The 19,008-nt window shown below is 76.2% G+C and carries 15 protein-coding genes; 9 read left to right on the top strand and 6 right to left on the bottom strand.

Annotation, left to right across the window (positions count from 1 at the left end; all coding sequences use genetic code 11):
- The first annotated feature begins 4 nt into the window (after positions 1-4).
- The 4 genes from ABD358_RS17360 to ABD358_RS17375 all read left to right on the top strand — a co-directional run bounded on the left by ABD358_RS17360 (position 5) and on the right by ABD358_RS17375 (position 5,173).
- Complete coding sequence (locus tag ABD358_RS17360) at positions 5-1,627, top strand: MFS transporter (RefSeq protein WP_344631957.1); 1,623 nt, start codon at positions 5-7, stop codon at positions 1,625-1,627.
- Between the two features lie 5 nt (positions 1,628-1,632).
- Positions 1,633-3,888 carry a penicillin acylase family protein gene (locus tag ABD358_RS17365; protein WP_344632069.1) on the top strand — a complete coding sequence of 752 codons (2,256 nt, stop codon included), beginning with the start codon at positions 1,633-1,635 and terminating at the stop codon, positions 3,886-3,888.
- Positions 3,885-4,499, top strand: a complete 615-nt coding sequence (locus ABD358_RS17370; RefSeq protein ID WP_344631958.1) for a GNAT family N-acetyltransferase — start codon at positions 3,885-3,887, stop codon at positions 4,497-4,499. The genes ABD358_RS17365 and ABD358_RS17370 overlap by 4 nt, the downstream gene beginning before the upstream one ends.
- 80 nt (positions 4,500-4,579) lie before the next feature.
- Positions 4,580-5,173 (top strand): hypothetical protein, encoded by a 594-nt coding sequence (locus ABD358_RS17375; protein WP_344631959.1) that lies wholly within the window; start codon positions 4,580-4,582, stop codon positions 5,171-5,173.
- Positions 5,174-5,361: 188 nt separating this feature from the next.
- Here ABD358_RS17375 and ABD358_RS17380 read toward each other — a convergent pair whose 3' ends face one another.
- A complete protein-coding gene (locus ABD358_RS17380; protein WP_344631960.1) occupies positions 5,362-5,958 on the bottom strand; it encodes a TetR/AcrR family transcriptional regulator in 597 nt (198 codons plus the stop codon).
- A gap of 205 nt (positions 5,959-6,163) precedes the next feature.
- Between ABD358_RS17380 and ABD358_RS17385 the strand changes: the two genes are divergently transcribed.
- The 4 genes from ABD358_RS17385 to ABD358_RS17400 all read left to right on the top strand — a co-directional run bounded on the left by ABD358_RS17385 (position 6,164) and on the right by ABD358_RS17400 (position 9,977).
- Entirely contained in the window at positions 6,164-7,048 is an 885-nt protein-coding gene (locus tag ABD358_RS17385) for an NAD(P)-dependent oxidoreductase (RefSeq protein WP_344631961.1), read from the top strand.
- A gap of 98 nt (positions 7,049-7,146) precedes the next feature.
- Complete coding sequence (locus tag ABD358_RS17390; RefSeq protein WP_344631962.1) at positions 7,147-7,599, top strand: YbhB/YbcL family Raf kinase inhibitor-like protein; 453 nt, start codon at positions 7,147-7,149, stop codon at positions 7,597-7,599.
- Positions 7,600-7,606: 7 nt separating this feature from the next.
- Complete coding sequence (locus ABD358_RS17395; RefSeq protein ID WP_344631963.1) at positions 7,607-8,416, top strand: alpha/beta fold hydrolase; 810 nt, start codon at positions 7,607-7,609, stop codon at positions 8,414-8,416.
- 103 nt (positions 8,417-8,519) lie between these two features.
- Positions 8,520-9,977: a hypothetical protein gene (locus tag ABD358_RS17400; RefSeq protein WP_344631964.1), complete on the top strand. Its 1,458-nt coding sequence runs from the start codon at positions 8,520-8,522 to the stop codon at positions 9,975-9,977.
- Between the two features lie 57 nt (positions 9,978-10,034).
- Here ABD358_RS17400 and ABD358_RS17405 read toward each other — a convergent pair whose 3' ends face one another.
- The 3 genes from ABD358_RS17405 to ABD358_RS17415 form a co-directional block, all read right to left on the bottom strand.
- Positions 10,035-10,754, bottom strand: a complete 720-nt coding sequence (locus ABD358_RS17405) for a peptidoglycan recognition protein family protein (protein WP_344631965.1) — start codon at positions 10,752-10,754, stop codon at positions 10,035-10,037.
- Between the two features lie 160 nt (positions 10,755-10,914).
- Positions 10,915-11,904 carry an aldo/keto reductase gene (locus tag ABD358_RS17410; RefSeq protein ID WP_344631966.1) on the bottom strand — a complete coding sequence of 330 codons (990 nt, stop codon included), beginning with the start codon at positions 11,902-11,904 and terminating at the stop codon, positions 10,915-10,917.
- A gap of 200 nt (positions 11,905-12,104) precedes the next feature.
- Entirely contained in the window at positions 12,105-12,911 is an 807-nt protein-coding gene (locus tag ABD358_RS17415; RefSeq protein WP_344631967.1) for an SAM-dependent methyltransferase, read from the bottom strand.
- Between the two features lie 302 nt (positions 12,912-13,213).
- Between ABD358_RS17415 and ABD358_RS17420 the strand changes: the two genes are divergently transcribed.
- Positions 13,214-14,047: a class I SAM-dependent methyltransferase gene (locus ABD358_RS17420; protein WP_344631968.1), complete on the top strand. Its 834-nt coding sequence runs from the start codon at positions 13,214-13,216 to the stop codon at positions 14,045-14,047.
- Between the two features lie 122 nt (positions 14,048-14,169).
- Here ABD358_RS17420 and ABD358_RS17425 read toward each other — a convergent pair whose 3' ends face one another.
- Positions 14,170-17,139 carry a hypothetical protein gene (locus ABD358_RS17425; protein WP_344631969.1) on the bottom strand — a complete coding sequence of 990 codons (2,970 nt, stop codon included), beginning with the start codon at positions 17,137-17,139 and terminating at the stop codon, positions 14,170-14,172.
- On the bottom strand, positions 17,139-19,007 hold the full coding sequence (locus ABD358_RS17430; protein WP_344631970.1) for an HSP90 family protein: 1,869 nt from the start codon (positions 19,005-19,007) through the stop codon (positions 17,139-17,141). The genes ABD358_RS17425 and ABD358_RS17430 overlap by 1 nt, the downstream gene beginning before the upstream one ends.
- Between the last annotated feature and the right edge of the window lies 1 nt (position 19,008).

The raw sequence follows: 19,008 nt of genomic DNA on the forward strand, positions 1-19,008 counted from the left end.
GGGCATGGCGACGACCGATCCGACCGCCGGCGCCGCCGGCCCGGCCTCCACGGGCGTTCCGGAGGCCGGGCCCGCCGGCGGGCACCCCGCACGCTGGGCGATCCTCGCCGTGGTCTGCCTCGCCGAGCTCGTCGTGGTGCTCGACAACACCGTGCTCAACGTGGCGATCCCGTCCCTCACCTCCGAGCTGGGCGCGACCACCGCCGACGTCCAGTGGATGATCAACGCCTACGCGCTGGTCCAGGCGGGCCTGCTGCTCGGCGCGGGCAGCGCCGCCGACCGCTACGGCCGCAAGCGGATGCTGCTGGCGGGGCTGGTCCTCTTCGGGGCCGGTTCGCTCGCGGCCGGGCTCGCCGGCTCCTCCGCCGGGCTCATCGCGGCCCGCGCGGGCATGGGCGTGGGCGCGGCGCTGCTGCTGACGACCACCCTCGCCGTCGTGATGCAGGTCTTCGACGCCGACGAGCGTCCCCGGGCCATCGGCATCTGGGGGGCCGTCAACGCCCTCGCCTACGCCGCCGGTCCGGTCGTCGGGGGGCTGGTGCTGAACCACTACTGGTGGGGCGCCGTCTTCCTGATCAACATCCCGGTGGTGCTGGTCGGCCTCGTGGCCGTCGCGGTCCTCGTCCCCGAGAGCCGGGATCCGCGCGGGGGCCGTCCGGACCTGCCGGGCACGGCGCTCTCCGTCGTCGGCACGACCTCGGTCGTCTACGCCGTCATCACCGGCCCGGAGCACGGCTGGACCTCCTCCGGCGTCCTCGTCCCCGCCCTGTTCGGCGCCGCCGTCCTGGCCGCCTTCGCGCGGTGGGAGCGCCGGGCGGAGCACCCGATGCTCGACCTGGAGCTGTTCCGGAGCCGCCGCTTCACGGGTGCCGTGACGGGCGTCGTCCTGATCACCTTCGGCAGCGGCGGCGCCCTCTACCTCCTCACCCAGCAGTTCCAGTTCGTCCGCGGCGACTCGGCGCTCCAGGCGGGGCTGAACATCGCGCCCTTCGCCCTGACCGTGGTGCTGGTGAACTTCACCGGCACCTCCGCCCGGCTCATCTCCCGCCTCGGCCTGCCGGCCGTGATCGCCTCCGGGATGGCCCTGATGGCGGCCGGTCTCGCGGTCGTGGCCCTCGTCGGCGACGGAGGCTACGGCGGGGTGCTGTGCGGGCTGGTGCTGATGGGGGCGGGCTGCGGTTGCGCCAACCCGGCCATCGCCGAGGCCATCATGGGCGCGATCCCCAAGGAGCGGGCCGGAGCGGGCGCGGGGGTCAACGGCACCCTGTCGGAGCTGGGCACCGGGCTGGGTGTCGCCGTGCTCGGCGCCGTCTTCGTCTCCCGGTTCGGCGCCCTGCTGCCGGACTCGGTGGGCACCTCCGAGTCGCTGCCCGCCGCCCTGGCGCAGGCCCCGGGGGCCGCCGAACGCGCGTCGGTGGCCGGGGCGTTCGCCTCCGGCCTCCAGACCGGGCAGCTCGCCGGGGCGGCGGCCGTCCTCCTGGGCGGCTGCGTGGCCGGGCTCCTCCTCGGCCGCGCCGTGCGCCCCGTGCGGGGCGGGGCCGCGGGCCCGCCGGCCTCCCCGGGAGCCCCGGGAGCCCCGGGAGCCGCCGAAGCCCCGGCAGTCCCCGGATCCCCGGGGGAGAGGTGACGAAGGTGGTCACGGAGTTCCACCGGGACGCCTGGGGCGTCCCGCACCTGCGCGCGGACAGCGCCGACGAACTGGCCTTCGCCCAGGGACGCAACGCTGCCCTGGACCGCGCCTGGCAGATCGAGGTCGAGCGGCACCGCGCCCAGGGCACCACGGCGGCGTTCCTCGGCGCCGAGGCCGTTGCCTGGGACCGGTTCGCGCGGCAGGCCCGGCTGGACGACACCGCCCGCAGGTGCCTGATCACCCTGGAGCGGGACGACCCCGGCACCGCCGCCTGGGTGCGCGCCTACGTCGCCGGGGTCAACGACGGTCTCGCCGAAGGGGCCCGCCGGGCACCGGAGTTCGCCGCGACCGGGCTCGCCCCCGGCACCTGGCGGCCGTGGACGCCGATGGCCGTCTGGCTGTCCGCCCACGTCCTGTTCGCGGGCTTCCCCGCCAAGTTCTGGCGCGACGCCGTGGCCCGCCGGCTCGGCCCCGAGTGGGTGGGGGTGTTCGCCACCGACGGCCCCGGCACCTCCGGCAGCAACGGCTGGCTCGTCCCCGGGCACCGCACCGCCCACGGGGCCGCGATCATCGCCGGGGACCCCCACCGGTTCGTCGAGAACCCGGGCGTCTACCAGCAGATCCGGCTGGCCTGCCCGGAGTTCGACGTGGTGGGCCTCGCCGTCCCCGGTGTCCCCGGCATCGCCCACTTCGGCCACACCGGCCACGTGGCCTGGGCCATCACCAACGCCATGGCCGACTACCAGGACCTCTACCTGGAGCGGCTCCGGCGCACCGGACCGGACGGCGCGCGGGTGGAGGCCCTCGGCCCGGACGGCTGGCGGCCCGCCGCACACCGCACCGAGACGATCGAGGTGGCCGGCGCCGACTCCGTGACCGTCGAGGTGGTCGAGACCGAACGCGGCCCGGTCGTCGTCGACGGGCCCGAGGCCGCGGCCTGGGCCGCCGGGGACGCGGCGGGCGGCACGTCCGGCGGCCCGGAGGGCGGTCCGCAGGGCGGTCCGGACGGTGCGGATGCGGGGACCTGCTGGGCGATCAGCCTCCGCCACCCTCCACGGGTCCGGCGGGACCTCGGCTTCGGCGTGCTGCCCGCCCTGCTGCGGGCCCGTCGCGTCGCCGACGTCGACCGCGCCCTCGACGGCTGGGCGGAGCCCGTCAACGTCGTCCTGGCCGCCGACACCGCCGGCGGGACGCTCCACCGGGTGGCGGGCGCCGTCCCCGTGCGCCACCCGGACAACCGGCTGCGCGTCGTGCCCGCCTGGGAGCCCCGGTACGCCTGGCGGGGCTGGTACGGGCCGATGCCGCGCGAGCGCGTCGAGGACATCGCGGTCATGGCCAACCAGCGGGGGATCGCCGGACCCCTCGGCACCGAGTTCGCACCGCCGCACCGGGCCGACCGCATCCGGGAACTGCTGGAGGAGTCGGACCGCTGGTCCGCCGGGGACATGGCCGCCGTCCACCGGGACACCCGCCTGGCCTCGGCCGCGCCCCTGCTGGACCTCCTGGCGCGGACCGCCCCCGGTGAACTGACGCCCGACGCCCGGCGGCTGCGGGATCGGCTGCTGCGCTGGGACCGCCGGATGGACGCGGACAGCGCCGACGCCGCGTCCTTCGCCGCCGTCCGCCACGAGACCGTGCGGCGTCTGGCGGACCACCCGCTCCTGCGGCCGCTGGCGGACCTCCCGCCCGTCCCCGAGGTGTTCCGGCCCTGGCTCGCGCTCGTCCCCCGCGTCGGCTACGCCCTGGAGCACCTGCTGACCACCGGGCGGCTGCCGCTCGCCGACCGCGCCGGGGCCGTACGGGCGGCCGTCGAGGAGGTGGCGGCGCGTCAGGCCGCCGCGGACGGCCCGCCCGCGAAGTGGGGCGACACGCACCGGCTCGCCCCCTGGCAGGCGCTCCCCGCGGAGCCCCCCGAGCCCTGGCCCGGCCTCTCCGGCGACCACGACTGCGTGCTGGCGTCCTCCAGCGTGCCCGGCGTCACCGACCTCTGCGCCCGCGCCTCCGCCGCCCGCTACGTGTGGGACCTCGCCCGCCGGGAGGACAGCGCCTGGGTGGTGCCGCTCGGCGCCTCGGGCGTCCCCGGGCACCCGCACCACCGCGACCAGCTCCCTCTGTGGGCGCGCTGCGAGCTCGTCCCGGTCGTCACCGGCCGGGAGCACCTCACCCGGGAGGGCGGCGACCGCTCCGGTCCGTCCGGTCCCTCCGGCCGAGCACCCCGATCCGGCCCGTCCGGCCCGTCCGACCAAGGAGAGAAGTGACCCCCGAGACCGCACCCGCCCCCGGCGCGCCCGCGCCCGGGCCCCGCGAGGCCGTGTACGAGACCCGGGTCGAGGGCTTCGGCATGTTCCGCATCGTCCCCGTGGACCCCACCCGCGACATCGACCTGCTGTACGGCTGGGTGACCCAGGAGAGGGCCCGCTTCTGGGGGATGCGGGACCACACCCGTGAACAGGTCCTGGAGATCTACGAGTACCTGGACTCCCTGACCACGCACCACGCGTACCTGATCCACCTCGACGACCGTCCGGTCGCGCTCTTCCAGACGTACGAGCCGGAGGCCGACCCGGTCGGCGAGTACTACGACGTGCGGCCGGGCGACTTCGGCTTCCACCTGATGATCGGTCCGGTGGACGGCGCCCCGGAACCGGGCTTCACCGACGCCCTGGTGAGGACCTTCCTCACCCACGTGCTGGCCGAGGACCCCTCCCGCAGACGGATCGTCGCCGAACCCGACGCCCGCAACGAGAAGGCCCTCGCCCGCCTGCTGCGGACCGGTTTCGTCCTCGGCCCCGAGGTCGAACTGCCGCACAAGCGCGCCCGGATGGCCTTCCTCGACCGGGACGTCCTCCTCGCGCGCGACGCGGACTGAGCGGGGCCGCGGTGCGCGATTTCCCCGGAACCGACGGGCCGACTGTCACCGGTGCGGGCCCATCGGCCATACTGCCCGCCGTGGAGCAGCGCATAGGTTCGATCACCCCGCCCCCCGCCGGGACCGACCCGGCCTTCATCCCCGGCATCACGCCCCCGGGCCCCGACGGAGCGCAGGAGGCCGCTCCGGAGGAGGCCGCGGAGCGTCCGCCCGAGGAGGTCCTCCCCGACGGCCTCGGCGACGCCGCCGACGCCGAGGGGGACTTCGAGGAGGCGGAGGAGGACGCGGAGGACGGCGCCGGCGGCCCCGCCTTCGAGGTCTCCGACCACCGCGGCTCGATCGCCGCGGGCCGCACGGGCGTCACGTTCCGCCTGGACGGCGAGGAGGCCTTCTTCCCGTGGCGGGAGATCGGCGCGGTCCAGATCGACCTCCCCCGCTTCGGACGCCGGTTCTCCGTCACCGTCCACACCACCGCCCGCCGCTGGTACGACGCCGACGTCCAGGCGCCGTCCAGGAAGCTCCTCAAGCAGTGGTCGGACGAGCTCGACGCGGTCCTGGACGTCTACTTCGAGGACGCCTCCTCGAAGAACTCCCCCTCGGAGGACTCCTCGTCCGCGGACGCCTCCCCGGAGGGCTCCTCCCCGGAGGACGCGGCCGGGGGCGCCGACCGGTAGCCGCGTCCGGGACGACCGCGGACGGCGGCCCCGGACGGCGGCCCCGCCGCCGGGATCCCGCGGGCCTCCGCGCGCCGGGGACGGTCTCCGCGTCCGCGCCGGCCGGGACGTGCCCGCCGGGTCCCGGGGACCGCCGGCGGCATGCGCCGCTCCTTGTCCCGCCGTGTGCGCGGGCCCGGGCGGCGGGGTCAGGCGCGGCGGGTGGCGGCGCCGTCCAGGAGGGGGGCGAGTTCCCGCGCCACGGTCGTGAGGGCGCGCACGTCCCGCTCGGCCCTGGCGATCACGATCGCCCCCTCCAGCGCGCTGATCATGAGCGTCGCGAGCGGCTCGGCCCGTTCGGCCGGCACGCCCATCCCCGTCAGCGCCCGGGCCACCGGCCGGCTCCAGCCGGCGAACGCGGCGGCGGCAGCGGCCCGGGTGGAGTCGGTGGAGTCCGCCCAGTCCACCGTCGCCGCGACGACGGGGCAGCCCGACGCGAATCCCGCCGTCTCGAACTCGTCGGTCCACTGGCGCACCATCGCGGCGAACAGGCGGCCCGGGGAGGGTTCGGGCAGTTCGGCCAGGAACCGGTCGACGCGTTTGGCCGCGTAGCGTCCGGCCCAGGCCACGGCCTCGTTGACGAGCTGCTCCTTGCCGCCCGGGAAGTAGTGCCGGAGCGATCCGCGCGGCGCGTCCGCGTGCGCGGCGACGTCCCGCATCCCCGTCGCGGTGACCCCGTTGCGCCGGATGAGCTGGGCGGCGCTGAAGACCATCCTCTCGCGCGGCCCCCGCTCGGAAACCGCCATCACCGACCTCCCGCGGACCGACGACCGGGCGGAACGTTTCCCGCTCCGGCCGGGCCACCCTACAGCGGCCGGTCCGGGCCGCTTCCGGCCGCCGGGCCCCGGCGCTCCCTGTGGCGGCCGTCACAGGGAGCCCTATTATGACGACTGTCATAAGCGGTGGGCCGGCGGCTTCGGCGGAGGCGCCGGCCGGAGAGGGCGGCACGGGATGGACGTCGGATTCATCGGCCTCGGCGTCATGGGGCAGCCCATGGCGCTCAACCTGGTGCGGGCCGGGACGCCGCTCGTCGTGTGGAACCGCACCGCGGCCAGGTGCGAGCCGCTGCGCGCCGCCGGCGCGGAGGTGGCGGACGGCCCCGCGGAGGTCTTCGCCCGGGCCCGCACCGTGATCCTCATGCCGGCCGACGAGGCCGCGCTCGACACCGTCCTGGGCCGCGGTACGCCGGACTTCGCCCGCCGCGTCGCGGGGCGCACGGTCGTCCACATGGGGACGGTCTCGCCCGGCCACTCGCGCGGGCTGGAGGCCGACGTCCGCGCGGCCGGCGGCCGCTACGTCGAGGCCCCCGTCTCCGGCTCGCGCGGGCCCGCGGAGGCGGGGCGGCTCGTGGCGATGCTGTCCGGCGAGGACGCGGCGGTGGAGGAGGTCCGCCCGCTGCTGTCGCCCATGTGCCACGAGACCTTCCTGTGCGGGGCGGTCCCGAACGCGCTGCTGACGAAGCTCGCGGTGAACCTGTTCCTGATCACCATGGTCACCGGCCTCACCGAGGCGTTCCACTTCGCCGACCGGCACGGGCTGGACAGGCGCCTGTTCCTGGACGTGCTCGACGCCGGGCCGATGGCCAGCGCCGTCTCCCGCACGAAGGCCCCCAAGCTGCTGGCCCGCGACTTCTCCGTGCAGGCCGCGGCCTCGGACGTCCTGAAGAACAACCGGCTGATCGCCGGGGCCGCCCGGGAGGCGGACCTGGCCTCGCCCCTGCTGGACGTCTGCCACGCCCTCTTCCACGAGACCGTGGCGCTGGGGCACGGCGGGTCCGACATGGCGGCCGTCCTCCACGCGCTCGAGGCGCGGACCGACCGGGACCGCGGCCGCTGACCCGTCCGGGCCGCCGGCCGGGGGAGGGCGTTCGACGAACCGGTGAAACACGGCCCCCCTTCCGCACACGCGGGCCGTTCCCGGGTACCCCTGGCGGCATGGCCGGTATCGATCTGCGGAGCACCGCGTTCAGCGACGGGGCCCTCATCCCCCGCCGCCACTCGAAGGAGGGCGAGAACCTCTCCCCTCCCCTGAGCTGGTCCGGCGTCCCCGGCGGAACGGCGGAACTCCTGCTGCTGTGCGAGGACCCCGACGCGCCGATGGGGACCTTCGTCCACTGGCTGGTCACCGGCATCGACCCGGCGAGCGACGGCGTGGACGCCGGACAGACGCCCCCCGGCGGGACGCCCATGACCAACGGCTACGGGGAGCGCGGCTGGGGCGGCCCGCTCCCCCCGCCCGGCGACAGGGCCCACCGGTACTTCTTCCGCCTCTACGCCCTTCCCGAGCCGGTCTCCCTCCAGGACGGCGCGGGCGCCGACGCGGTGCACGCCGCGGTGGAGGACCGGCAGCTCGCCGGCGGCACGCTCTCCGGGCTCTACCAGCGCTGAGGGAACGATGCCGCCGCCTCCGCCCCCTCCCGGCGCCTCCGGCGCGGACCTCGCGCACACGCGCTCCGGCAGCGGTCCGGTGCTGGTGGTGGTCCGGCAGCTCGACCGGGACCTGTGGCAGCCCGCCCTCGACCTCCTCGCCCGCGAGCGCGAGGTCGTGGCCGTGGACCTGCCGGGCTTCGGCGACAGCCCGCCGCTTCCGCCGGGGACCGCGCCGACGATCGAGGCGCTCGCCGGTGCCGTCGCCTCCTGGCTCCGCACCGCAGGCCTCGGCCGCCCTCCCGTGGCGGGGAACTCCCTGGGCGGAGCCGTCGCGCTCGAACTGGCGAGGACCGGCGCGGTCGGGGGCGCGATCGCGCTCTCCCCGATCGGGCTGTGGACGCGTCCGGAGGCCGCGTACGTCACCGGCTCGCTGCGGCTGGCGGGGGCGGCGGCGCGGGCACTCGGCCGGCACGTCCCCCGGGTCGCCGGGAGCCCTGTGGGCCGCACCCTGGTGTTCTGGCAGCTCGTGGCACGTCCCTGGAGGATGGCCGGGCCGACGGCCGAGGGGACGCTGCGCGGTCTGGCCCGCCTGCCCGAGCTGGAGGCGACACGCCGCGCGGTCCAGCCCTACCGGCTCCGGGGCTTCCGCCCGCAGGTCCCCGTCACGGTCGCCTGGAGCGGGCTGGACCTGATGACGCCGCCGTACCAGGCCCGGCGGGCGGCGCGTCTCCTGCCGGGGGCGCGGCGCGTCGTGCTGCGGGGGTGCGGGCACTCGCCGATGCCCGACACCCCCGAGCGGGTCGCCCGCCTCCTGCTCTCCGCCACCGGCCGCTGAGCGGGGCCGTCCGCCGGGCCCGGCGCGGGGCCGGGCCCGGCGGCGGGCAACGGTTCGGTCTCCTCCCTTCCCGGAACGGCGGGTCCTGGTGTGGGCTGGCCCCATGCGTCCCGCCACACCGCGCCGCCGTGCGCTCGCCGCCCTGCTCGCCACCGCCGCCGCGGGGGCACTGCTCGCCGGATGCGGCCGGAACGGGGCGGACGGCGCCGGGGACGGCGGGGGCGCGCCCACCGCGCACGCCACCGGGCCGTTCCTCTCCCCCGGCCCCTCCCGGCCCGTGCCGCGCGGCGAGGGGAGCGAGGACCCCGACGACGTCAACGGCGACGGCCACCGGGACCTGCTGCTGCCGGTGTTCTCCGGCCGGGACGGCGCGCACCGGCGGGTCGTGGTCGTGTACGGGTCGGCGAAGGGGCCGGACCCGGCGACCCGCACCGTCCACGGGCGCCGCGACCTGGGCCTCCCCGCCCCCGTCCCGTACGGCGGGGAGGGGGATCCCGACCATCTGGACGCGGGCGCCGTCCTCAGCGCCGACCTGGACGGCGACGGCTTCCCCGAGCTGGTCTCCTCCGTCGACCGCCGACCGCCCGGCGGAGCCGACGATTACGCGACCGAGCCCACCGTGTGGGTGTCCTGGGGCGGCCCCCGGGGCCCGCGGCACGGCGCCCCGGCGACGCGGATCGAGGCCGCGGACGGCCTGGAGGGCACGGTGCGCGGCGACTTCGACGGCGACGGCCACCACGACCTGGCGGCCCTGCGGCGGGACCATCCCCAAGTGGTGCTGCTGTACGGCCCGTTCACCCGGGCCGGCGTCCCGGCCCGCACCGGCGCCCTCCCCGGAGTCCGGGGCCGGCTGGCCGCCGACGCGATCGACCCGACCGGGAAGCCCCGCGCCACCGCGCTGCTGGTCCACGACGGCGACGACGGCGAGCAGACCGCCGCCACGCTCCACCCCGCGCGGCCCGGCTCCGGCCCCGCCCGCGAGGGCGTCCGGCTGCGCAGGGGGAACGCGGTGGCCTTCGGCGACTTCGACGGCGACGGCACCCGCGACGTGGCCATCGGCGACGACGGCAGCCGCAACGACGAACCGGGCCACGAGACCGAGGCGCCCGAGGTGGACGGCTCGCTCGCGATCCACCCGGGCGACGGCGGCGCTCCCCGCACGTACCGGATCCCCCGGAGCGGGAACCCGTACGGGTCCGGCGGCTACCTCGCCGCCGACCCCGACGGGGACGGCCGCGACGCGCTGGTGGTCGGCACGGACGACGGCGCGCTGCTGATCGACCCGGGCGCAGGCGGGGACGGCGGGAGGCGGACGGAGGTCTCCCGCACCGCGCCCGCCAGGACGGACGGCAGGAAGGTGGCCGGGGACGCCCGGGCGGCACGCCCGTACGGCGCGGGCGACTTCGACGGCGACGGCCGGGACGAGCTGGTCCTCGGGTGGGGGGCGAGCAGGCTGTTCGACCTGTACGGCGAGCTGCCCACCCACTGGTGGATCGCCGACGGCGCCTCCGCCCGCGACCTGGTCGCCTTCAGCACCGTCCCCCGTGCCCCGGCACGGTGACGGGCCGGGGCACGGGGGCGGAGCGGGCGCGGAGACGGTCCGCGCGTCCACGGGCCGTCAGGAGCGGCGCAGGCGGGCGGTCTCCTCGCGGATCACGGGCAGGAGGTCGTAGAGCGCCTGCCCGGGGCAGTCCGTCTGATGGCTGTCGCGGTGTCCGGAGACGACGTGGAACGTCGCCGCCTCGCCCTTGTCGTAGCGGCTCTCGTCGTTGGTGGAGACCAGCCGCACCTTTCCGAGCGGGTCGGCTCCGGGCCGGAGTTTCCACGCCGCGATCCTGGCGATCCCCTCGATGAGCGCCCGGGGCACCTCCACTCCCTCGCCGTAGGTGCCCAGCGCGGCCACGCCGACGCTGTCGCGGTTGAACCCCTTGGTGTGCGCCCCGTACACGGGACGCCCGATGCCGCCCGCCCGGCCCTCGTAGATGGTGCCGCAGCGGTCCACGACGAAGTTGTAGCCGATGTCGTCCCACCCCTCTCCCTTGATGTGCTCCACCTCCAGCGCCCGGAGCATGTCCGGGACGTCGTCGCAGTCGTAGCCGTTGGGATGGCCGGTGTGGTGGACGAAGACGGCGCTCGCCGGGCCCGTGTACCTGGCACGCTCCCGGACCATGCTCTCGTCCGCGCGCCAGTCCGCCCGGCTGACGATCGCGGGCCGCGGCGCGCCGGGGGGAGGTGCCGAGTCGGCAGCCTCCCGCTCCGGCGGCGCGGGAACGTCCCGCATCACCAGCAGGGCCAGGGGCAGGAGGGCGGCGCCCAGTGCCAGTCGTGGTGACCACATGCCTCCACCGTGCGCGCACCGGCCGCCGATCTCGCGGTCTGCAGGGCTGATCGGGTGATGGCACAGGACTGCCTGTCATGGTGTTCCCGCAGGTCAGGGCGGTTTCGTGGGGGCGATGGGCGGGTGGGCGGAAGCGGTCCCGCACACGCCCGGCCGTACGTCACCCCGGCAGCGGGGCGCGTTCGTCCACCAGTCCCTGGTCGCGCAGGTCGGCCCACAGCCCCGCGGGAATCCCCTCCTGGAAGGAGGCGATGTTGCGGCGCACCTCCTCGGCGGAGCGCATGCCGAGCACCACGCCCGCGACCGCGGGCTGGTGCAGCGGGAACGCCATGGCCGCCCGGGGAAGCGTCACGCCGTGCGCCTCGCAGACGTCGGCGATGCGGTGCGCCCGCCGCAGGACCTCCGGCGGGGCGGGAGCGTACTCGAAGCGCGCCCCCTCGGCGGGGCGGGGCACGGCCAGCAGGCCCGAGTTGAAGACCGCGGCGGCCAGCACGGACACACCGCGTTCGGCGCACGCGGGCAGCAGGTCGTCCAGGGCGCTGTGGTCCAGCAGGGTGCAGCAGCCGGCCTGCATCACCACGTCGGCGTCGGTCTCCCGGACGAACCTGGTCAGCAGGCCCGTGTGGTGCATCCCCGCGCCGACGGCCCCCACCACGCCCTGGGAGCGGAGCTCGGCGAGCGCCGGCCAGCCGTCGCGGAGCGCTGCCTCGAAGCGGTCCTCCTCGTCCGTGTCGTGGAGGAACAGCACGTCGACGCGGTCGACCCCCATCCGGGTGAGCGAGTCCTCGACGCTGCGGAGGATGCCGTCGCGGGAGAAGTCCCACACCCTGCGGTGCGTCGCGGGCACCCGGAAGCTCTCGTCCGTCCGGCCCTCCGGGTCCTGGGGGACGAGGATCCGGCCGACCTTCGTCGACAGGGTGAACTCCCCCCGCGGCCTCCCGCGGAGGAAGGCGCCGGTGCGGCGTTCGGAGTGCCCGATGCCGTAGTGCGGCGCGGTGTCGAAGTAGCGGATGCCGTGCTCCCAGGCCGCCGCCAGCGCTTCCGCGGCCGTGTCGTCGTCCAGTGGTTCGAACAGGCCGCCGAGCGGTCCGCCGCCGAACCCCAGTTCCGTGACCTCGACCGTGCTGCGCCCGAGCCGGTTCGTCCTCATCCCGCTGCTCCTCCCGGTGGTGTGTCCCGACCGCGCCGTCCGGGCGGGGAGCCGTCCGCGCGGACGCCCCGTTCCCCCCCGGGGCGCCTCCGCGTCCCCGTGCCTTTCCGGGAACGTGTTCCCCGGAAAGGGGGACGCTCCCCGTCACCGCTTCCGGAGGGGCCGGCCGGCCCTTCCCGAGTTCGTGTCCGGCGGTTCCCTCAGGGTTTGCGTCCGACCGCGCCGAACTGGGCGACCTCCGCGGGGGCACCGGTCCCGGGGTCGGGACGCCAGAGCGCGCAGGAGACGATGCCGGGCTCCAGCAGTTCCGTGCCGCCGAAGAAGCGGGCGACCTCGTCCCGGGTGCGGGCGGTGATCGGCGGGGTGGCGTTCTCGTTCCAGAAACGCATCGCCTCGGCGTTCGCCTCGCCGCCGAGTTCCAGCGTGGGATGGGTCACCGCCAGGTGGCTGCCGGACGGAACGGCGTCCAGCAGCCGCCGTACGGCCGACCGCGCCCGGCCGGTGTCGGGGACGAAGTTCAGGACGCCCAGCATCATGATCGCCACGGGCCGGGTGAAGTCCAGTGTCTCCGCGGCGGCTCGGAGGATCGCGTCCGGGTCGCGGACGTCCGCGTGGAGGTAGTCGGTGGCGCCCTCGGGGGAGCTGGTGAGCAGGGCGCGGGCGTGCGTCAGGACCAGGGGGTCGTTGTCGACGTAGACGATCCGCGACTCGGGGGCGACGCGCTGGGCGATCTCGTGGGTGTTGTCGGCGGTGGGCAGGCCCGTGCCGATGTCGAGGAACTGCCGGACGCCCGCCTCGCCGGCCAGGTACCGCACCGCCCGGCCCAGGAACGCCCGGTCGGCGCGGGCCACTTCGCGGATGGCGGGGTACACGGAGGTGACGTGGTCGCCGACCGCGCGGTCCACCGCGTAGTAGTCCTTGCCGCCCAGCCAGTAGTTCCACACCCGGGCGTTGTGCGCCACGCTCTCGTCCATCCCGGCCGTGCCCCCCGGTCCGCTGCCGCTCATGCCTTCTCCCGGCTTCCCCGCCCGTCCTCGCCGACCGTCCTGGCCGGTGCGCCACCGTGCGCGGAGGCCATGCTTCCGGCCACCGCCGCGCCGATCAACAGGAATGCTTCATTCCCCTCGTCATTCCCCTCGTCGTCCCCCGTCCTCGGGGGCCTTCCGGCGTTCTTCGGCGTTATCCGGGGCCGTGGCGGCGGACGTGCCCGTGTTGCGGAAACGGCAACGATGTTTGCGTCCTGATCCGTCCGGGCGCATGGTCGGTGCCGAGGAACTTCCGAGGCGGAGAACGTACGGGACGGAGTGCGATGAACGATGTCGACTGGGCCGCGATGGCCGACCTGCTGGAACTCGAAGGCGAGACGTACGGGCCCTGCGTGGAGCAGGCCCTCGCGGAGCTGGCGGACCTGGACCCGCGGCGGATCCTGGACGTCGGCAGCGGGCCGGGGGTCACGGCCTGCCGGCTGGCGGCGGTCTTCCCGCGGGCCGAGGTCACCGCGGTGGACGGGACGCCGGAGCTGCTGGACCGCGCCCGGGAGCGGGCCGGACGGCTCGGCGTCCGGCTGCGGACCCGGGTGGCCGAGTTCCCGGAGGGACTCGCCGATCTGGGGCGGGCCGATCTGGTGTGGGCGGGACAGGTCGTGCACCACATCGGCGACCAGCAGGGAGCGCTGGAGCAACTGGCCGGACTGCTCGAACCCGGCGGGGTGCTGGCCGTCGTCGAGGGCGGCCTGCCCGCCCGCTGGCTGCCGCGCGATCCGGGCTTCGGGCGTCCCGGCCTGCAGGCCCGGCTGGACGCGGCGACGGAGGAGCGGTTCGCCCGGATGCGGGCCGAGCTGCCCGGGTCGGTGGCGGTGACCGAGGACTGGCCCGGCATGCTGCGGGCCGCCGGGCTCACCGGCGTGTACAGCAGGACCTTCCTGGTGGACCGCCCCGCGCCGCTGGAGGAGGTGCCGCGGCGGGCGGTGCGGAGCACGCTGGAGCGGTACCGCCACGCCCTCGACGGCTCCCTGGACGCCGAGGACACGGCGACGCTGGACCGGCTGCTCGACCCGGACGACCCGGCGGGCGTCGACCGGCGCCCGGACCTGTTCCTGCTGGCCGCGCGGACCGTGCACTTCGGCCGCCGGCCCGGGCTCTGACCCGGACGGCCCGGCCCCGACCCGGACGCCGGGGTGGGGGCGCACAGCAGGCCGTGCGCCCCCACCCCGGCCGGCAGCGGAAACCGGGCCCGACCGGGGACGGGGCCCGGCGGGAGCCCGGCTCAGCGGGAGACCAGGTCCTCGCGCAGGGCGTTCAGGATCCTGGCGGCCTCGTCGAGACCGGACTCCCCGCAGCGGTGGATCGCCGCGTCCAGCCGGGACACCGCGGCCTGCGGCCGGTTCAGTCCGTTGCCCTCGATCAGCGCGGCGAGCCGTGCCGTCTCCGCCCGGTCCACCTCCCCGTCCGGGCCGCCCTCGGTGAAGCGCGCGTCCGCCCGTTCCGCCTCGGCCAGGGCCTCCTCGAAGCGTTCGGCGCGGGCCAGGCAGCGGGCGCGGCAGCGGTGGTTCTGCCCGGCGTGGTACCAGTGGGGGAAGCCCTCCCACTCCGCGTCCGCGGCGATCTCGGCCAGCAGCCGGTCGGCCGTGTCCAGGTGGCCGAGGGCCGCCTCCAGACCACCGCCCGCGCCGGTCTCCTCGTCCCCGCCCCGGGTGGCGAAGTCGGCGAACTCCCGCAGCATGTCCGCGACCGGCGCCGGGTTGGGGGCCTTGGCGTGCGAGGCCAGGGCGCGTTCCCGGGCGGCCTCGGCGGCCTCCGGGCGGTCGGCGCGGGCCAGCGCCACCGCGGCCTGGGCGGCGACCATGGTGTGGGTGGTCTGCTCCTCCCAGCGGGCCACCGTGTCGGCCAGGCGCAGGAACTCCTCCGCGGCCGCGCGGTGCTCCTCCAGGTCCGACAGGCCGCGGGCGAGGGTGAGGCGGACCTGGGCGAGCAGCCGCTCGTCCAGCGGGCTCGCGGAGTCCCCCTCGCCGTCGCGGGCCACGGACTCCAGCACGGCGACGGCGTCCTGCGTCTGCCCGGACAGGGACAGGGCCTCGGCGAGTTCCAGGCGGCACTCGGCGGCGCTGTCGTGGTCGCCCTCCCGGTCGAGCCGGGCGGCGGCCTCGGAGAGGTGGCGGACGGCGCCGGAGAGTTCACCGGCGTGCTTGCAGGCGTGGCCGAGCATCGCGTGGACGGAGGTGACCGGGAACGCCCGGTCGCCGTACCGCACGGCCTGGGCCATGGCCTGCTGGAGGACGCCCACGGCCTCCGCGGCCCGCCCGGTCCGCATCAGGACCTGGCCGAGCAGCAGCATGCCCCGGGTGGCCCGCCAGGGGGTGCCGATCTCCTCCAGGATCTCCTGGGAGCGCCGCTGCTGTTCGACGGCCTCCTCCAGCCGCCCGGTGCGGGCGGCGATGTCCGCGGTGTACAGGTGGGCGGCGGCGGTCTGGTGGGGGACCTTCCACCGCTCGGCCGCGGCGTGGAGGGCCTCCACCGCCTCTTCGAAGCGCTTCACGGCCGCCGGGTCGGCGTCCGGCAGCCGGTCCACCAGCTCGGCGTGCGCGGCGAAGGCCCGGCAGTGGACCACGACGAGGTACCGGTCGGGGTGGAACTCCGCGTCCGGCTCCCGCCCCTCTCCGGGGAGCATCCGTTCGGCCTGCCGCAGCAGGGAGTCCAGTTCCTCCCGCGCGGCGGCCGGGCCGTCCGGGGCGCCGGCCGCCTCCGCGTCCTCCTCCCCGGGCCGGCAGGCCACCCGGGCCCGCGCGGCCAGGGCGTGCCAGGGCAGGCCGGCCCGGTCGTACAGGCCGGCCGCCTCGGCCATCGCCGCCCGGCCGTCGGCGGGCCGGTTCTCCTCGTAGGCGGTGAAGCCGCGCTGCTCGGCGAGTTCCGCCAGGAGGTGGTCGGGGTGGCCGAGCGCCGGGTCGTGGACGTACCCCTCGGCGGCGACGCGCTCGGCGACCCGCTCCCACAGCACCACGTCGCCGGGATGGCCGTCGGCCGCCATCCGCCGTGCGGTGGCGACCAGTTCCGCGAAGTCCTCCGGGACGGCCACCCGGTGCCCGGCGGCGGGGGCGGCCGAGGCGGGCTCCCGGTGGCCCGGGCCGGTCAGCGGTGCGACGCGCAGCCCGAGCGGAAGGGGCTCGTCCAGCAGCGGGCGGCGCGCCAGCCGCTCGCGGCGGCGCTCGCCGACCGCCGTGGTGCCGTTGCGCCGGTCGAAGGCCGCGGCCAGTTCCTCCGCCTCGGCGCCGGTGTGGGCGAGCAGGGACTCGGCGGTCCACTGCCTGCCGGGCGGCCCGGCGACGGGCGTGCCGGCGTGGCCCTCCTCGACGAGGCGGCCGAGGAGCACCTGGACGCCGGTGAGGAAGGCCAGCCGCGCCTTGGGGGCGCCGGTGACGCCGAACAGCTCCCGGTTCTCCGCGAGGATCTCCAGCCCGCGGCCCTCGTTGCGGGTCAGCGCGCAGAACTCCAGGTGGAGGCCGATCTCCTCGGCCATCCCGGTCTTCCCCCGCGCGTAGCGGTATCCGGCCAGGTGGTGCGAGCGGGCCTCGTCCGCGCGGCCGGTGCGCAGCAGCGGCAGCAGCGCGAAGGCGTGGCTGACGTACGGCTCCTCCTGGCAGCTCACCATTCCGGCGAAGAGCGGCGCCCAGATCTCCAGGGCCTTCTCGTCGTCCCCCAGGGCGACGTGGTGGAGCGCCCGGTGCCGGATCTCGCACGCCTCGCAGTCGCTGAGCCCGTCCCGGGGGCGGGTCGCCCACAGGTCGTAGGCCGCCTCCAGGCCGCTGCCGGTGTGCATCGCGAGGCGGTGGGCCATCGCCGCCACCGGCTGCATGCCGTGGCCGGCGTCCCGGTAGCGCTCCCGCATCCGCCCGATCCACTGCTCGATGGTGGCCAGCGGGACGTCCGGCACCTCGATCAGGGAGGTCGTCACCCACTTGAAGCACCAGTAGAGCCGGTGGACCTCCCATTCGCTGAACGCCTTGGGCCGCTCGTCGTAGAGCTTGAGCAGCCGGGCGAAGACCACCGGCGACTTGCGGTGCTCGCCGGTGTACTCGTACGCCTCCAGCAGCTCCAGCAGGGCGGTGACGAGCATGTCGGGTTCCTCGAACTGCTCGGCCGCGGCCACCAGTTCCTCGGCGGTGACGGTCCTGGGCAGCCCGTAGGGACGTTCGTGGTTCTCCCTCAGTGCGTCGAGCACGGCCTCCGGGGTGTCCAGCATCACAGTTCCTTCCGGGTGGCCGAACCGCCCTGGGTGTCGTCGTGGTCGTGCATGGCGTGGTCGAGCAGTCCGAGGAAGGCCCGGTTGAGCAGGGCGCTCTCGGCGGCGCGCAGCGGACGGCGGGTGAGCAGCAGCGCCTGCCCGTAGAGCGCCTCGGCGGTGACGCCGGCCAGTCCGCGCTCGGTGATCGTCACCGCTCGGCGGACCAGCGGGTTGAGGTGGTTGAGCACCAGCTGGGCGCGGGGGGCCTCGGTGCGCAGCGAGCCGAGGATGTCGGCCCACAGTCCGTCGGCGGCGCCGGCCAGTTCGGACCTGGTGCGCTCGTGGCGGGCCTCCCGGTCGTCCAGGAGCAGTGCGGGGGCGGTCACCGGCTGGAAGCTGCGCAGCACCACGTCGCAGTCGTGGACGCCGATCACCTCGCGGGCGACGGTCAGGAAGGGCGCGGCGGCCAGTTCGGCGGTGGGGTCCACCGCGTCCAGGTGCGCGGTGACGGTGGCCGGGTCCAGGTTCTCGACGGCGGTGCCGGGCCGCACCTCCGGCAGCCGGTGCACCAGGTCGTGGTCGTAGGTGTAGCCGCCGTTGACGACTCCCAGGCCGGCCGCCGCGGCGACCGGGGCGACCTGCCGGAACTCGTCCACGGTGCGGGTGACCAGGATCGTGGGGTGGGTGCGGGCGAACTCCTCCAGGGTGACGTTGCCGTCGGTCGTCTCGAACGGCAGCCACGGCAGCAGCATCCGCAGCAGGGCGTCGTCGTGGCGGGCCAGCGCCTTGACGGCCAGGTGGTGGATGTCGATGAAGCGGTGCAGGAGGGTCGGGTCGCTCGCGGCCAGGCCGGTGAGCCAGTCGCGCAGCCGGGCGCCGAGCGCGTCGCGGACGGCGCCGAGCGTCTCGTCCTCGTACAGCGCCTCCCGGGAGGCGGTCGGGCGCAGGCCGGTGGTGTCCACCACGCAGCGGACGAAGAACGCCCAGTCCGGCAGGAGTTCGGGCGCCTGGTCGGAGAGCAGCATGCCCTTGAGGTGCACGCGGTGCCCGGCGCGCTGCGAGGGGCTGACCGCGGTCGGCAGCACGTAGGCGACGCCGCGCAGTCCGACCACCGGCAGGTTCAGGTCGATGGTGTCCAGCGGGGTGAAGCCGAAGGTGGACCGGCAGTGTTCGGCCAGCGCCTCGCGGCGGGCCAGCGGCGAGGCGTGCCGCCGCTCCCACGGCGGGGTGTGGTTGACGCGGGTGGCCGTGCCGCGCGCGTCGGTCACGGTGACCTCGTGCCGCAGCAGGCCGCCGTAGTGCCGGGCCAGTTCCAGGACCCGGTCGTGGCGCGTCCACTCGGTGCCGTCCGCCCGCGGGGTGAGCCGCACCGTCGTCCCCGGCTCGGGCTTGGCGTGCGGGGGCAGGGTGCGGATGGTGTAGCTGCCGTCGGCCCGTCCGCACCATTCGACGGCCGGCGCGCCGGGGGTGGTCGCCGAGCGGCTGACGACGGTGATCTCGTCGGCCACCACGAAGCAGGCGAGCAGTCCGATGCCGAACTGGCCGATGAACTCGGAGCGGGCGGAGGCGATGGCGGTGCCGTCGAGGCCGCCGTCGGCGGAGCGCTTGGAGCTTCGGCCGATCGTCGCCAGGAAGGAGTGGACGTCCTTCTCGGTCAGTCCGACGCCGGTGTCGGTCACGGCGAGCGTGCCGTCGCCGGTCTCCACGGTGATGCGGGCCGGGGCGCCGGGGTCCAGTGCCTGCCGCGCGGTGATGGCGTCCACCGCGTTCTGGAGCAGTTCGCGCAGGTAGACCCGCGGGCTGGAGTAGAGGTGGTGGGAGAGGAGGTCGACCAGGCCGCGCAGGTCGACCTGGAAGGTGTGGGACGAGTGGGACTGGGGCGCCAAG

It is taken from the genome of Streptomyces glaucosporus (assembly GCF_039533345.1).
Lineage (GTDB): Bacteria > Actinomycetota > Actinomycetes > Streptomycetales > Streptomycetaceae > Streptomyces > Streptomyces glaucosporus.

What these genes read in the sequence shown, in the direction of transcription:
- ABD358_RS17360 (WP_344631957.1), top strand. Translation starts at nt 5, where the DNA reads ATGGCGACGACCGATCCGACCGCCGGCGCCGCCGGCCCGGCCTCCACG.
- ABD358_RS17425 (WP_344631969.1), bottom strand. Translation starts at nt 17,139, where the DNA reads ATGCTGGACACCCCGGAGGCCGTGCTCGACGCACTGAGGGAGAACCAC.
- ABD358_RS17380 (WP_344631960.1), bottom strand. Translation starts at nt 5,958, where the DNA reads ATGGCGGTTTCCGAGCGGGGGCCGCGCGAGAGGATGGTCTTCAGCGCC.
- ABD358_RS17415 (WP_344631967.1), bottom strand. Translation starts at nt 12,911, where the DNA reads ATGAGCGGCAGCGGACCGGGGGGCACGGCCGGGATGGACGAGAGCGTG.
- ABD358_RS17390 (WP_344631962.1), top strand. Translation starts at nt 7,147, where the DNA reads ATGGCCGGTATCGATCTGCGGAGCACCGCGTTCAGCGACGGGGCCCTC.
- ABD358_RS17385 (WP_344631961.1), top strand. Translation starts at nt 6,164, where the DNA reads ATGGACGTCGGATTCATCGGCCTCGGCGTCATGGGGCAGCCCATGGCG.
- ABD358_RS17410 (WP_344631966.1), bottom strand. Translation starts at nt 11,904, where the DNA reads ATGAGGACGAACCGGCTCGGGCGCAGCACGGTCGAGGTCACGGAACTG.
- ABD358_RS17420 (WP_344631968.1), top strand. Translation starts at nt 13,214, where the DNA reads ATGAACGATGTCGACTGGGCCGCGATGGCCGACCTGCTGGAACTCGAA.
- ABD358_RS17400 (WP_344631964.1), top strand. Translation starts at nt 8,520, where the DNA reads ATGCGTCCCGCCACACCGCGCCGCCGTGCGCTCGCCGCCCTGCTCGCC.
- ABD358_RS17395 (WP_344631963.1), top strand. Translation starts at nt 7,607, where the DNA reads ATGCCGCCGCCTCCGCCCCCTCCCGGCGCCTCCGGCGCGGACCTCGCG.
- ABD358_RS17405 (WP_344631965.1), bottom strand. Translation starts at nt 10,754, where the DNA reads ATGTGGTCACCACGACTGGCACTGGGCGCCGCCCTCCTGCCCCTGGCC.